Origin of the sequence: Providencia sp. PROV156 (assembly GCF_028480905.1) — a bacterium.
In the GTDB taxonomy this organism is placed as follows: domain Bacteria; phylum Pseudomonadota; class Gammaproteobacteria; order Enterobacterales; family Enterobacteriaceae; genus Providencia; species Providencia hangzhouensis.
This window is the reverse complement of the sequence record NZ_JAMPPE010000018.1, coordinates 1-13,463: the sequence shown is the minus strand read 5'-3', so window position 1 is coordinate 13,463 and position 13,463 is coordinate 1. Positions and strand designations below refer to the sequence as shown.

The window sequence follows — 13,463 nt, the reverse complement described above, 5'->3', positions numbered from 1 at the left end:
TATGACTGTGATTACCATAAGGGGCTATAGAAGGACTCAAAATCGTGAGTATTAGTGAGAGTGGTCGACAACAATTGTGCCGATTTCAGGATGACTGAAGGAAATTATGCAATCCAATCTTAACTCCTTGGTTCCATCATGTGTCTCAACAATCAGGTACTCAACTTTTTTTCGTAGGAGTAAATCACTGGCCTTCCCCTCAATATTCACGCCGTCATTAAGTATTATTTGCAACTTTAGCTGACGTTGGCATGCGATTTCTAGATATTCGTAATCATCACAATTGATAGGTTGATATTCAGTATCTGTAGACATATTCCCTCACCACTGTGTTAGTGGCGGTTATTGCCGCCTTGAACATGTTGTACTAAGCAAAAATGTGCTTAGTACGATAATAGCACAGTAACTTTAATAACTATAATCACAGCGCAGGGAAAAAGACAATTCTTATTCACTAAATCAATACACAACGTATTTTATCAGTAATGTCCGAATTTTCTTATGTTTGACATATTTTTATTAGATGAAATGCTATGATGTTTATATTGGTTAACAAGTTAAAACACATGGTTTTAAGGGAATTATAATGAAAAAATCACTAATGTTAGTCTTAATGGCGGTTGGAAGTATTACGTTAGCTGGCTGCCAGAGTGCGACAAAAAATATTGATGCAGCACCAGTCGATAAAGTCTATACAGGGGTTTTACCTTGCGCGGATTGCTCTGGTATTGAGGCAACATTGTTAGTTAACCAAGATGGTAGTTATGTTGAACAGCTCGTTTACTTAGGAACGAAAGATGGTGATACAGCTTTCCATGATACTGGTAAATGGGATATAGAAAATAATAAACTACGAGCAACTAATCCTAAAGGTGAAAGTACTTATTTTGCCCAATCAGCAGATGGTCAATCAGTGACCTTGCTGGATTTAGACGGTAACCCGATTGAAACACAGATGAATTATACGTTAGACCAAGTTAAGCCAAGTAAAAAAGTGGGGCAGTACCGCTATATGGCTGATGCAGCTGTTTTCAAAGAGTGCGATAGTGGTCGCCAATACGCTGTTTCTGGTGTTGAATTAGAAAAAGCGTATGGAGAAACTGGGGTAGATGGTGGTACACCTGTCTATGCTGAAATTGAAGGTTATTATACCATTCGTCCTTCAATGGAAGATGGCCAGTTTGATTCCGCATTAGTCCCAACAGGTGCAATTAAGTTCGACAAATCTGCTTCTTGCAACTAATTCGTACTTTTTTCTTTCTTAAGAAGACCCACTTCAACTGAAGTGGGTCTTCTTCTTTTTGGGCTGTAAATTACCAATTAAAACGCCGTATTACCCATCTTTAATTTTTTTCTTATCATTATTTGATATCAATATAACTTTTTTATTGACGCAAAATATTTATATAAATGTGAGGATTGTCATGGCTGCTGGTCAATGGGAGACAATTGTTGGTTAGTTTGAATTATCGAAAATGCTGGGAAGGCAGTATACTCAATTCAACTAGAGATAATTAATTGCTTTAGTGTGTAGGGTTGGGTTAGATGATAAGTCTATAAGAAAACTTATAAGTTATAGCGGTAATAAAAAATAGAACGAATCAAAGGATAAGGAATGAATAAGAAAAATATTTATCTATTTTGTTCTGCAGGAATGTCTACCTCACTGCTAGTTAACAAAATGAGACAGCAAGCAGAAAAATACGATGTACCTGTCAATATAGAGGCCTTCCCTGAAAGCTTAGCTTCAGAAAAAGGTGTAGATGCGGATGTGATATTACTCGGCCCGCAAATTGCTTGGATGTTATCGGATATCCAAAAATTATTACCTAACAAGCCAGTTGAAGTTATTGATTCACTTTTGTATGGAAAAGTGGATGGGCTCGGTGTACTAAAAGCTGCAGTTGCAATTATAAAAAAACAAACTGCAAGCTAATACCAAAAAGCTATTTACAACCTCTACAACATAATAACTCCATCAACATTAACGTTATTAACATAACGTAATTAGTTAAGAATGGAGCATACTCAAAAAATTGAGGGTATTTTTATGAGTCTTTTTATCACTTCGCTTGAAAAGGTACTCCTTCCATTCGCTGTTAGATTGGGAAAGCAACCTCATGTTAATGCAATAAAGAATGGTTTTATTCGAATTATGCCTCTGACCTTAGTTGGGGCAATGTTTGTGTTAATTAATAATGTTTTTCTGAGTTTTGATACAGGGTCATTTTTCTATTCTTTGGGGGTTAGACTAGAGCCTTCAACGATAGAAACACTAAATGGTTTTAAAGCCATTGGTGGAAACGTTTATAACGGGACATTGGGAATTATGTCCTTAATGGCACCTTTTTTTATTGCGATGGCACTGGCGGAAGAACGTAAGGTTGATCCACTTGCTGCTGGTTTGTTAGCTGTTGCTTCTTTTATGACAGTCACACCATATGACGTCAATGGTGCTTATGCCGTTGGTGCTAATTGGCTCGGTGGGGCTAATATCATTTCAGGGATCATTCTAGGGTTAGTCGTTGCTGAAATGTTCACTTTTATTGTTCGCCGTAATTGGGTGATTAGATTACCAGATAGCGTACCACCATCCGTATCTCGTTCATTCTCTGCACTTATTCCTGGTTTTATCATCTTATCAATTATGGGAATTGTGTCGTGGGCGCTAAGCGGTATTAGTAGTAATTTCCATCAAATCATTATGGACACAGTATCCACACCACTTGCTTCTATGGGGAATGTTGTTGGCTGGGCATATGTTGTATTTACCTCTCTATTATGGTTCTTTGGTATCCATGGTTCTCTTGCATTAACCGCATTAGACAGCGGTATAATGACACCGTGGGCATTAGAAAACGTGTCTTTATATGCAGAGTATGGTTCAGTTGATGCTGCGATTGCTGCGGGTAAATCCTTCCATATGTGGGCAAAACCGATGCTTGACTCCTATGTATTCTTAGGTGGAACGGGCGCTACATTAGGATTAATTATCGCTATTTTTATCGCATCACGTCGTGCCGACCATCGTCAGGTTGCGAAATTAGCATTACCGGCAGGTATTTTCCAAATTAATGAGCCGATTATTTTTGGTCTACCGATCATTATGAACCCGGTTATGTTTATTCCATTTATTCTTATTCAGCCTTTATTGGCAGGAATAATGGTCGCGGCTTATTATTTAGGGATTATCCCACCAGTGACGAATATCGCACCATGGACAATGCCGACGGGGCTTGCTGCATTCTTCAATACTAATGGTAGTATCGCTGCCTTACTACTTGCATTATTTAACCTTGGTGTGGCTGTACTCGTTTATCTTCCGTTCGTTGTGATTTCTAATAAAGCACAAAACACAATCGATGAAGAAGAGAGTGAAGAAGATATTGCTAACGCACTTAAGTTTTAAAATAAGGGGGAGCTTGCTCCTCCCATCAAAATAGAGATAAAAGTATGTTTGAACTTAATGATATCCAAGAAGATGCGACTATGGATGAACTTGAAGAAGTTGTCATGGGGCTGATTATTAATGCAGGGCAAGCAAGAAGCTTGGCTTATACCGCATTAAAAAAGGCGAAAGAAGGTGATTTTGTGACGGCAAAAAGTTTAATGGCACAATCGCACTCTTCGCTGAATGAGGCGCATAAAGTGCAAACTCAATTGATTGAAAGTGATATGGGTGAAGGACGAATCAAAGTTAGCTTAGTTCTGGTTCATGCACAAGATCATTTAATGAATGCCATGTTAGCCCGTGAATTAATTACAGAGTTAATTGAGTTACATGAAAAATTAAACCATTAGAGAGGGAGCCATGATGCAGGCACTGATGAATAGAACCGACACTAATGCTGAAATTAAACTCGTTCAAGAAAGTGAACTTTTTAATAATAAAACCTTTCATGTCTTTATTTATAATAAAGTTGAGAGTGCAAGTGGACTGCATCAACATGATTATTATGAATATATGATTGTTCTAACGGGGCGTTGTTATCAAATAATTAATGGGAAAAAAGTTTTATTAGAGCGGGGAGATTTTATTTTTCTCCCAATAGGGTCGCATCATGAAAGCTCTTATGATTTTGGGCCTACACGGATACTCAATGTTGGAATTAGTAAATCATTTTTTGATAAACATTATTTACCACTATTACCAAGTTATTTTGTTGCATCGCAAGGCTATCAATTAAAAAATGAATTTATGGCTTATATAGAGTCCGTGATTGCATCATTAAATTTTCGTGATAGTGAATTTAATGAATTTATTGAGTTGGTTACATTTAATGTCGTAAATCGATTACGCCATTATCGTGAAAAAAGTATGCGAGATGATGCCCCTCAATGGCTAAAAAATACATTGGAAGAAATGCATGATATCGCTATGTTTAGTGAAAGTGCTCTACAAAATATGATTTCGATAACGGGAAAATCACAAGAGTACTTAACTCGGGCAACAAAACGCTATTATGGCAAAACGCCAATGCAGATTATTAATGATATCAGAATTAATTTTGCTAAAAAGCAACTCGAAATAACTAATTATTCAATTACGGATATTGCTTTTGAATCCGGTTATAGCAGTCCAAGTTTATTTGTTAAAAAATTTAAAGAGCTAACTTCATTAACACCAAGTGATTACAGAAAAAATCTATTTAGTGTTGAACAAAAAATGGTAGGTTAAATTATTACCTAAATAATCTTCCCATTTCTATGCGTCTCAAGCATATCCATCTTTTTCTATAAAGATGGTGTGCTTTTCTATGTCTATTATAAAGGTACAATGAGGTTAATATGACTCAGAATCAGAAATTAAAAGTTGTCACCATTGGGGGAGGGAGTAGCTACACTCCTGAATTACTAGAAGGTTTTATTAAACGTTACCATGAGTTACCTATTACTGAATTATGGTTAGTGGATGTTGATGAAGGTAAAGAAAAATTAGATATTATCTATAATTTATGCGAGCGCATGGTTAAACATGCCAATATACCACTCAAGATATTTAAAACGCTTGATAGGCGAGAAGCATTAAAAGACGCTGATTTCGTGACGACTCAATTAAGAGTTGGGCAATTAAAAGCACGTGCGTTGGATGAATCAATCCCCTTAAAACATGGTTATTTGGGGCAAGAAACTAACGGTGCTGGTGGCTTATTCAAAGGGCTGCGAACAATACCTGTGATTTTTGATATTATTAAAGATGTCGAAGAAATTTGCCCGAATGCTTGGGTAATTAATTTCACCAACCCCGCAGGTATGGTAACTGAAGCTGTTTATCGCCACACTAACTTCAAACGTTTTATTGGTGTTTGTAATATACCTATCGGTATGAAAATGTTTATTACCGATGTTTTGAAACTATCCGATAGCGATGAATTATCTATCGACTTATTTGGTTTAAATCATATGGTTTTTATCAAAGACGTTATTGTAAATGGTTCATCACGGTTTAATGAGTTATTAGAAGGGATTGCCTCTGGAACATTAAGCGCAAATTCAGTTAAAAATATTACAGACCTTGCTTTTGATGAAGGATTAATTCGTGGATTAAATCTGATCCCATGCTCTTATTTATTGTACTATTTTAAACCTAAGGAAATGCTAGCGATTGAGCTTGGCGAGTATTATAAAGGGGGGGCTAGGGCTCAAGTCGTGCAAAAAGTTGAGCATCAACTCTTTGAACTATATAAAAATCCAACATTAGATGTAAAACCTAAAGAGCTTGAATTAAGAGGTGGAGCTTATTATTCAGATGCCGCTTGTGAAGTCATCAATGCAATATACAATGACAAACAAACGGAGCACTACGTTAATATTCCACATCATGGGCATATTGATAATATTCCTGAAGACTGGACAGTCGAAATGACATGCTTATTAGGTCGTGATGGCGCAAAACCGCACCCACGAGTAAAGCATTTTGATGATAAAGTACTTGGTTTAATTTATACCTTAAAAACTTTTGAAATTACCACTAGCCAAGCTGCAGTAAATGGTCAGTTTAATGATGTTTTATTGGCGATGAATCTAAACCCATTAATTCATTCTGATAACGATGCGCGTTTAATTTCTAAGGAATTACTAATCGCCCATAAAAAACACCTACCGAACTTCGCTAAAGCAATACAACAGCTTGAGCAAGAAGGTTAATTAGCCAAATAGCTTATAGTGTCAAGGGAGAGCATATGGCTGTATTACTTATTGTAAATGCCGATGATTTTGGACTCTGCGAGGCCGTTAATTACGGCATCATTGAATCTCATCGTAATGGGGTTGTTCATTCAACAAGCGCGATGATGAATATGCCCGCAATATCCCATGCGGCTAAATTAAGCCAAGAGAATCCGAATCTGGCAGTGGGGATGCATTTTGTTTTAACGGCTGGGAAGCCTTTCTCATTAATGCCTACTCTCAGCCGTGATGGGCTATTGGGTAAATGGCTTTGGGATATTGATATTAATGATTTACCATTGATTGAGATTGAACAAGAGCTAAATCTGCAATATCAAAAATTTATCGAAATTTTTGGTCAAAAACCGAGCCATATAGATAGCCATCATCATGTTCATATGATTGAGGGTATTTTTCCAATTGTAGTTGCTTTCGCCCAAGAAAAGGGGGTCGCGTTACGTGTTGATCGCCAATTAGAGAAAAATTGGCCGCCATTATCATATCAAGTGGCAAGCACTGACTGTTTCAGTAGTGAGTTTTATGGTGATCAAATTTCAGAAGCGTTATTTTTGAAGATTATTAATGAAGCTAAAGCACAAGGTAATAATTCTATTGAAGTTATGAGTCATCCTGCGTTTATTGATAATGCGCTATTAAAAAGTAACTATGCTTATCCACGTTTAAATGAATTGGAAGTATTAACATCTGAAAATTTAAAATCACAGATTTTGGCGGATGGTTTTAAGATTGGTTCGTACCGAGACATCTAAAAAAGAAGCCCAAATTCAAATAACCGAAATTTGGGCTTTATTTTCTAGCTTTTAACTTATTTTATTTACCGAGCTTACCTTTTAGGAAGCTAATGACATTTTCTAAGCCAACCAATTCTTTATCATCACTACGGCGTGATTTATATTCAATTTGGTTGTTGTCTAAGTTACGGTCACCAATAACGATAGTGTATGGAACACCAATCAGCTCCATATCGGCAAACATCACACCTGGGCGCTCTTTACGGTCATCGAAAATCACATCAATACCATTTGCTTTTAAGTCAGCGTAAAGTTTTTCTGCAACTTCTTTAACACGATAAGATTTGTGCATATTCATTGGTAAAATAGCCACTTGGAACGGAGCAATTGCGTCCGGCCAAATAATTCCTCGGTCATCATGGCTTTGTTCAATAGCAGCGGCAACAATACGCGTTACACCAATGCCATAACAACCCATGGTGACGATTTGGTTATGTCCATCTTCATTTTGGACCGAAGCTTTCATTGCTTCTGAGTACTTAGTACCTAATTGGAAAATATGGCCAACTTCGATACCACGTTTAATTTGCAGTACACCTTTACCGTCTGGGCTTGGGTCTCCTTCAACAACGTTGCGTAAATCAAAAGCTTCTGGTAACGCCAAATCACGTTCCCAGTTAATGCCAAAATAGTGTTTACCATCAATATTTGCGCCTGCACCAAAGTCGCTCATTACTGCAACGCTACGGTCGATAACAATCGGTAGTGGCATATTGACTGGGCCTAAAGAGCCTGGGCCAGCATTCACTGCATTTCTGATTTCAGCTTCCGTGGCGAATTCTAATGGGCTGGCCACTAATGGGTGTTTTTCTGCTTTGATTTCATTTAACTCATGGTCGCCACGAATTAATAAAGCGACGAGCGTGTGACCTGAATCTTTTTTCGCATGAACAATCAATGTCTTAACAGTTTTTTCAACAGGTAAATTGAATTGCTCAACGAGCTCTGCGATTGTTTTTGCATTAGGAGTATCAACAAGACGCATCTCTTCTGTTGGAGCGCAACGTGGCGTTGTTGGTGCTAATGCTTCTGCGAATTCAATGTTAGCGGCATAATCAGATTCGGTAGAGAAAATAACGTCATCTTCACCATTTTTTGCTAATACTTGGAATTCGTGGGATGCGCTACCGCCGATAGAGCCAGTGTCAGCTTGAACGGCACGGAAATCAAAGCCAATACGCGTGAAAATTTTGCTGTAGGCTTCGTACATCGCATCATAGGTTTCTTGCAATGATTCTTGGCTAGTGTGGAAAGAGTATGCATCTTTCATAATAAATTCACGCGAGCGCATCACACCAAAACGTGGGCGAACTTCATCACGGAATTTGGTTTGAATTTGGAATAAATTCAATGGCAATTGTTTGTAAGAGGTGATTTCGTTACGGACTAAATCTGTAATCACTTCTTCATGGGTCGGGCCGAGAACAAACGGGCGCTCACCACGGTCAACAAAACGCAGCAATTCAGGTCCATACTGTTCCCAACGTCCACTTTCTTGCCATAAATCTGCAGGCTGAACGACGGGTAAAGATACCTCGATAGCGCCTGCATTTTCCATTTCTTCACGGACGATGGTTTCTACTTTACGTAGAACACGAACACCAGTGGGTAACCAGTCATACAGACCGGAAGCAAGTTTACGGATCATTCCTGCACGCAGCATCAGCTGATGGCTGATAACTTCTGCATCCGCAGGGGTCTCTTTTAGAGTTGAGAGCAGATATTTGCTAGTACGCATTGTATAGGTTCCATTAGAACAACAAGTTATGGCAAACGACTTATTTGCCAAGGTATATAGTGAGCTAGTCTACCAGTGACGGAGACTTGCCAAAAGGGGTTAACGTGATTTTTCGTATGGTTCGATAGCGAATACTTCAGTCACACCATCAATTACCCGCCAGCGAATATTAAAATCTAATAAATGGACTGCATAGTCACGTGTTTCAGTAGATTGTTTCTTATATGCGGGGCGAGGGTCTTGCATTAAAACTTGTGAAATAAATTGTTTAATACCTGGGTAGTGATTTTGATAATCATCTAATTCAGTTTCTATTTCTGGGGTAAATATAACCTGCATATCATCTGAAGGTATGTCCTGTGCGTACCCCGCAGTTGCAGTTGGTATTGCCTCAGCAAAGGGCAAGTAAGGTTTTATATCGATAACAGGGGTGCCGTCTACTAAATCAATGCTACCAAGCTCAAGGGTTACTTGATTGTTTTCTATTGTTATTCCATGTAATTCAACAAGAGACATGCCTATTGGGTTTGGCCTAAATGTTGAACGGGTTGCGAAAACACCCATTTTATCATTGCCACCAAGCCTTGGAGGACGCACTAGCGGTTTCCAGCCATTTTTCATTGTTTGATGAAAAACGAATAGAACCCAAACATGGCTAAATTGACTGAGTCCTCGCACCGCATTTGAGTCGTTGAATTGAGAATGCAGATGTAAGCGTCCCGCACCTCCCTGAACAAGTCCAGGTTGGCGAGGGATTGCAAACTTTTCTTTATAAGGTGATTCAATGTGCCCAATAACATTAAACTGAAAAGATTGCATAAGATATTTATTCAACAATTTGTAATGCACTGCCTTCACAGATAGTTGCCTGATAACAACCAGGAGAGGTCATGGTTTGGCACTGGTGTAAAAGTACGGCATCAGCCGCAATATAGGCAGCTTGTGTTAACATACTGTTTTTTGCGGTATTCAAATTTGCCGGAGGGCTTTGAACGCTTTCTCGACAAGATTCCCCAGAAACAACACCTAAATCTTTGAAAGGCATCCCTAATAATTCTTCTGGGCTATTCATTAATTTAACGTTTGCTGTGTCTGGCTCTGTTACTTTCGGTACAGGTTTAGACAATTTCATACTAGTGAAACCTTTATTTTGCCCTGGACTCGTGTATTGGTTAATTCCACACCCGGCTAACACAAATGTTACCAAAGTGAGCAATAACAGTCTCATAAGTTATACCTTTCTTATATGATTCAAAATAATGCCGCGTTGTTTTTATAGTCTATAAATTACAAAAAATACTAGACGGCGTTAAGCCGTCTAGTATTTTAATCGTTTTTTAAATAATAAAAAAGATTACCAACCTTTAACTGCACCACCATCGAAGACTTCATTAGCTTTGTTTGCTACTTCATCTGATTGATATGCCTGAATAAATTTTTTCACGTTCTCACTATCTTTATTATCTTCACGAGCAACAATAATATTTACGTACGGAGAATCTTTATCTTCAACAAATAAACCATCTTTTGCTGGTGTTAATTTAGGTGTAGCACTACTCGCCCAAGTCGTATTGATAATCGCTAATGCAATTTTTTGGTCATCTAAAGCACGAGGTAATTGAGGCGCTTCTAACTCAACAAATTTCAGGTCTTTCGGGTTTTCAACCACATCTAAAACAGTTGGCATTAAGCCAGTACCATCTTTTAATTTAATTAAACCTTGTTGCTGTAATAACAGCAATGAACGGCCTAAGTTAGTTGGGTCATTTGGTAACGCAATTTGTGAGCCATCAGCGAGTTCATCTACCGACTTAATTTTTTTAGAGTAAGCCGCAATTGGATAAATAAAGGTATTTCCAACAGGAACTAATTTGTAGTTACGATCTTTAATTTGTTGATCAAGATAAGGCTTGTGTTGGAATGCGTTCGCATCGATATCGCCTTTACTTAATGCTTCATTAGGTAAAACGAAGTCATTAAATGAAACGAGCTCAACATTTAAACCGTACTTTTCTTTAGCAACTTTCTGTGCGACTTCAGCAACTTCTAATTCTTTGCCCATGATCACACCAACTTTGATGCTGTTGGCATCTTTCTCTTTTTCACCACAACCAGTGAGAACGAGTGTGCCTAATAGCGCGCCGACAACTGCGATAGATTTTAATTTAATAGACATTGGTTTACCCCTTTAAAACGGACTTTATAAGCACCTTAACGGCGCAGCTATTTTACTAACTATCGATGTGAAACTTTTTTCATTAAATACTCGCCGCCAAACTGAATTAGGTTTACTAAAATGACGAGGAGCACAATAACGGTATTCATCACAACAGGGTTATAGGTTTGATAACCATATTGTAGTGCGATTTGACCTAAACCACCGGCACCAACTGCACCACCCATTGCAGAATATCCGACTAACATAATTAACGTGATAGTGGCTGCATTAATTAAACTTGGCAATGCTTCAGGGATCAAAATCTTACGAATAATCTGAAGTGGAGTTGCTCCCATCGCACGGGCTGATTCAATTAAACCACTTGGAATTTCTAATAACGCATTTTCAACCATGCGAGCAATAAACGGCGCAGCGCCAATTGTTAAAGGAACGATTGCTGCTTTTAAACCAATAGTCGTTCCAACAAGAAACGAAGTTAATGGAATAATCCACACCAGTAAAATAATAAATGGCACAGAGCGGAAAATGTTTACTACAACTGCAAGAGCACGATATAGCCCTACATTCTCCATTACTTGGTCTTTGCGTGTAATATAGAGCAATACACCTAATGGTAAACCTAAAACAAAACCTAAAAAGCCGGAAACAAAGGTCATTGTGATAGTGTCAATTGTGCCGTTAATCAGCAGGTAAATCATTCTCTCAGACATAACCCAAAACCTCTACTTTCACATGATGCTCTTTTAAAAATGCAATTGTGGATTCAACCCCACCATTGATGCCATGTAGCTCTGCGAGCATCACACCAAATTTCACGCCGCCGGCGTAGTCAATTTGTGAACTTAAAATATTAATATCAATATCAAATTTGCGTACAGCCATTGAAATTAAAGGTGCATCAACAGACTGCCCTGTAAATTCGAGCTTGAGTAATGGTGATAATTCCTTACCTGGCTCCGTTTTTAATCGTTCTTTATAATCATCTGGAATATCAATAACTAATGTTGATTGAATAAACGCTTGAGCGACAGGTGTTTTCGGGTGAGAGAATACTTCACTCACTTTGTCTTGCTCAATTAATTGACCGCCACTTATTACAGCAACTTGATCACAAATACGTTTTACAACATCCATTTCGTGAGTAATTAATAAGATAGTTAAGCCTAATCGACGGTTAATATCTTTTAATAATTCTAAAATTGAACGGGTTGTCGCGGGGTCTAACGCACTTGTCGCTTCATCACATAGTAATACTTTTGGTGAATTAGCTAATGCGCGAGCTATAGCAACACGTTGCTTTTGTCCGCCAGAAAGGTTTGCTGGGTATGCATCTTTCTTTTCAGTTAACCCAACTAAATCGAGTAATTCATTTACACGCTCTTTAATTTTTTCTTTAGGCGTATTATCAAGTTCCAAGGGGAGAGCAACGTTATCAAAGACGGTACGTGAAGATAACAGGTTAAAATGCTGGAAAATCATGCCAATGCCGCGACGTGCTCTCGTCAACGTTTTTTCAGTCATTGATGTTAAATCTTGTCCATCAACAATAACTTGGCCTGAAGTTGGGCGTTCAAGCATATTCACGCAACGAATAAGCGTACTTTTACCCGCACCTGAAGCACCAATAACGCCATAGATCTGACCAGCAGGCACATGCAAGCTAATATCAGTAAGCGCTTGAATGTTACGGCTTCCTTGCTGGAAAACTTTATTAATATTTGAGAGCTTTATCATTTATAGTTTCTAACTTTATCTGAATTGTTTTTAGATAGTGTATCTAATAAGGTTGGATGTTAAGGCGTCTAGACGTCTAAGTCAATAAAGATTGTTCTATTTATTCTATTCTCCTTTTATTTCTTTTCATGAGATACTAAAAAGATACTAAATTTTAGGAGTAAACAGGTGAGTAACGGGATCCCAGCAGTCTTTTTAGATAGAGATGGAACAATTAATATCGATCATGGTTATGTACATAAAATTGATGATTTCGAATTTATTGAAGGGTCAATTGAAGCGATGCTCGAATTAAAAAAGATGGGTTATGCATTAGTTATTGTAACTAACCAGTCAGGTATTGGTCGGGGAATTTATACAGAAGACCAGTTTATGCAACTCACAGAATGGATGGATTGGTCATTAGCAGATCGCGGTATCGACTTAGACGGTATTTATTTTTGCCCTCATCATACTGAGGCTACAGTAGAAGAATATCGCCAAGACTGTAATTGTCGTAAGCCAAAGCCAGGAATGCTATTAGACGCACAGGCTTTTTTAAAAATAGATATGGCATCATCTATTATGGTGGGTGATAAACTTGCTGATATGTTGGCGGGTAAAGCTGCTAAAGTCGGTACAACTGTATTAGTGAAAAGTGGTGAGCCAGTCACCGATGAAGCAATCAATAATGCAGATATTGTTATTAACAGTATCGCAGAGTTGCCAGAAACGCTAAAAAGAATCAAAAAGTAGCCTTTTTGGGTGGTAAATAGGCAGTTAGAAAAAAAATGTAAAAAAACACTTGCCAGATTTTTCTGACTCCCTATAATGCGCCACCACTGACCGGGAA

The 13,463-nt window shown here is 38.1% G+C and carries 15 protein-coding genes; 8 read left to right on the top strand and 7 right to left on the bottom strand.

The features are described 5' to 3' along the window. Positions 1-51: 51 nt before the first annotated feature. On the bottom strand, positions 52-315 hold the full coding sequence (rof, locus tag PSF31_RS13910) for a Rho-binding antiterminator (RefSeq protein ID WP_004257417.1): 264 nt from the start codon (positions 313-315) through the stop codon (positions 52-54). Positions 316-586: 271 nt separating this feature from the next. On the opposite strand from rof, the gene PSF31_RS13905 reads away from it, so the two are divergent. The 7 genes from PSF31_RS13905 to chbG all read left to right on the top strand — a co-directional run bounded on the left by PSF31_RS13905 (position 587) and on the right by chbG (position 6,938). Further along, positions 587-1,243: a copper resistance protein NlpE N-terminal domain-containing protein gene (locus PSF31_RS13905; protein ID WP_094961144.1), complete on the top strand. Its 657-nt coding sequence runs from the start codon at positions 587-589 to the stop codon at positions 1,241-1,243. A 372-nt stretch (positions 1,244-1,615) separates the two neighbouring features. Further along, positions 1,616-1,936, top strand: coding sequence for a PTS sugar transporter subunit IIB (locus tag PSF31_RS13900; RefSeq protein ID WP_094961145.1), 321 nt, complete (start codon positions 1,616-1,618; stop codon positions 1,934-1,936). A gap of 114 nt (positions 1,937-2,050) precedes the next feature. Next, positions 2,051-3,409 carry a PTS N,N'-diacetylchitobiose transporter subunit IIC gene (gene chbC / locus PSF31_RS13895; protein ID WP_036957985.1) on the top strand — a complete coding sequence of 453 codons (1,359 nt, stop codon included), beginning with the start codon at positions 2,051-2,053 and terminating at the stop codon, positions 3,407-3,409. A 44-nt stretch (positions 3,410-3,453) separates the two neighbouring features. Continuing rightward, the gene (gene chbA / locus PSF31_RS13890; protein ID WP_004257393.1) at positions 3,454-3,801 is read left to right on the top strand and encodes a PTS N,N'-diacetylchitobiose transporter subunit IIA; all 348 of its coding nucleotides are present in this window, start codon (positions 3,454-3,456) and stop codon (positions 3,799-3,801) included. Between the two features lie 25 nt (positions 3,802-3,826). After that, on the top strand, positions 3,827-4,678 hold the full coding sequence (gene chbR, locus PSF31_RS13885; RefSeq protein ID WP_164456347.1) for a transcriptional regulator ChbR: 852 nt from the start codon (positions 3,827-3,829) through the stop codon (positions 4,676-4,678). Positions 4,679-4,788: 110 nt separating this feature from the next. Continuing rightward, positions 4,789-6,147: a 6-phospho-beta-glucosidase gene (locus tag PSF31_RS13880; protein ID WP_004257387.1), complete on the top strand. Its 1,359-nt coding sequence runs from the start codon at positions 4,789-4,791 to the stop codon at positions 6,145-6,147. Positions 6,148-6,182: 35 nt separating this feature from the next. Next, the gene (gene chbG / locus PSF31_RS13875; protein ID WP_096864093.1) at positions 6,183-6,938 is read left to right on the top strand and encodes a chitin disaccharide deacetylase; all 756 of its coding nucleotides are present in this window, start codon (positions 6,183-6,185) and stop codon (positions 6,936-6,938) included. Between the two features lie 61 nt (positions 6,939-6,999). Here the strand turns inward: chbG and proS are convergent, their stop codons facing one another. The 6 genes from proS to metN form a co-directional block, all read right to left on the bottom strand. After that, the gene (gene proS / locus PSF31_RS13870; protein ID WP_004257383.1) at positions 7,000-8,718 is read right to left on the bottom strand and encodes a proline--tRNA ligase; all 1,719 of its coding nucleotides are present in this window, start codon (positions 8,716-8,718) and stop codon (positions 7,000-7,002) included. Positions 8,719-8,817: 99 nt separating this feature from the next. Next, on the bottom strand, positions 8,818-9,537 hold the full coding sequence (tsaA, locus tag PSF31_RS13865; RefSeq protein WP_096864094.1) for a tRNA (N6-threonylcarbamoyladenosine(37)-N6)-methyltransferase TrmO: 720 nt from the start codon (positions 9,535-9,537) through the stop codon (positions 8,818-8,820). 7 nt (positions 9,538-9,544) lie between these two features. Further along, positions 9,545-9,946 (bottom strand): Rcs stress response system protein RcsF, encoded by a 402-nt coding sequence (gene rcsF, locus PSF31_RS13860; protein WP_004257380.1) that lies wholly within the window; start codon positions 9,944-9,946, stop codon positions 9,545-9,547. Between the two features lie 126 nt (positions 9,947-10,072). Next, the gene (locus tag PSF31_RS13855) at positions 10,073-10,894 is read right to left on the bottom strand and encodes a MetQ/NlpA family lipoprotein (protein WP_004257378.1); all 822 of its coding nucleotides are present in this window, start codon (positions 10,892-10,894) and stop codon (positions 10,073-10,075) included. A 59-nt stretch (positions 10,895-10,953) separates the two neighbouring features. Beyond that, complete coding sequence (metI, locus tag PSF31_RS13850; RefSeq protein WP_004257375.1) at positions 10,954-11,607, bottom strand: methionine ABC transporter permease MetI; 654 nt, start codon at positions 11,605-11,607, stop codon at positions 10,954-10,956. Continuing rightward, entirely contained in the window at positions 11,600-12,631 is a 1,032-nt protein-coding gene (metN, locus tag PSF31_RS13845; protein ID WP_096864095.1) for a methionine ABC transporter ATP-binding protein MetN, read from the bottom strand. Before metN ends, metI begins: the two co-directional genes overlap by 8 nt. Positions 12,632-12,799: 168 nt before the next feature. Here metN and gmhB point away from each other — a divergent pair, with 168 nt between their 5' ends. Beyond that, positions 12,800-13,366 carry a D-glycero-beta-D-manno-heptose 1,7-bisphosphate 7-phosphatase gene (gene gmhB / locus PSF31_RS13840; protein ID WP_094961152.1) on the top strand — a complete coding sequence of 189 codons (567 nt, stop codon included), beginning with the start codon at positions 12,800-12,802 and terminating at the stop codon, positions 13,364-13,366. Positions 13,367-13,463: the final 97 nt, after the last annotated feature.

What these genes read in the sequence shown, in the direction of transcription:
- rof (WP_004257417.1), bottom strand. Translation starts at nt 315, where the DNA reads ATGTCTACAGATACTGAATATCAACCTATCAATTGTGATGATTACGAA.
- PSF31_RS13905 (WP_094961144.1), top strand. Translation starts at nt 587, where the DNA reads ATGAAAAAATCACTAATGTTAGTCTTAATGGCGGTTGGAAGTATTACG.
- PSF31_RS13900 (WP_094961145.1), top strand. Translation starts at nt 1,616, where the DNA reads ATGAATAAGAAAAATATTTATCTATTTTGTTCTGCAGGAATGTCTACC.
- chbC (WP_036957985.1), top strand. Translation starts at nt 2,051, where the DNA reads ATGAGTCTTTTTATCACTTCGCTTGAAAAGGTACTCCTTCCATTCGCT.
- chbA (WP_004257393.1), top strand. Translation starts at nt 3,454, where the DNA reads ATGTTTGAACTTAATGATATCCAAGAAGATGCGACTATGGATGAACTT.
- chbR (WP_164456347.1), top strand. Translation starts at nt 3,827, where the DNA reads ATGAATAGAACCGACACTAATGCTGAAATTAAACTCGTTCAAGAAAGT.
- PSF31_RS13880 (WP_004257387.1), top strand. Translation starts at nt 4,789, where the DNA reads ATGACTCAGAATCAGAAATTAAAAGTTGTCACCATTGGGGGAGGGAGT.
- chbG (WP_096864093.1), top strand. Translation starts at nt 6,183, where the DNA reads ATGGCTGTATTACTTATTGTAAATGCCGATGATTTTGGACTCTGCGAG.
- proS (WP_004257383.1), bottom strand. Translation starts at nt 8,718, where the DNA reads ATGCGTACTAGCAAATATCTGCTCTCAACTCTAAAAGAGACCCCTGCG.
- tsaA (WP_096864094.1), bottom strand. Translation starts at nt 9,537, where the DNA reads ATGCAATCTTTTCAGTTTAATGTTATTGGGCACATTGAATCACCTTAT.
- rcsF (WP_004257380.1), bottom strand. Translation starts at nt 9,946, where the DNA reads ATGAGACTGTTATTGCTCACTTTGGTAACATTTGTGTTAGCCGGGTGT.
- PSF31_RS13855 (WP_004257378.1), bottom strand. Translation starts at nt 10,894, where the DNA reads ATGTCTATTAAATTAAAATCTATCGCAGTTGTCGGCGCGCTATTAGGC.
- metI (WP_004257375.1), bottom strand. Translation starts at nt 11,607, where the DNA reads ATGTCTGAGAGAATGATTTACCTGCTGATTAACGGCACAATTGACACT.
- metN (WP_096864095.1), bottom strand. Translation starts at nt 12,631, where the DNA reads ATGATAAAGCTCTCAAATATTAATAAAGTTTTCCAGCAAGGAAGCCGT.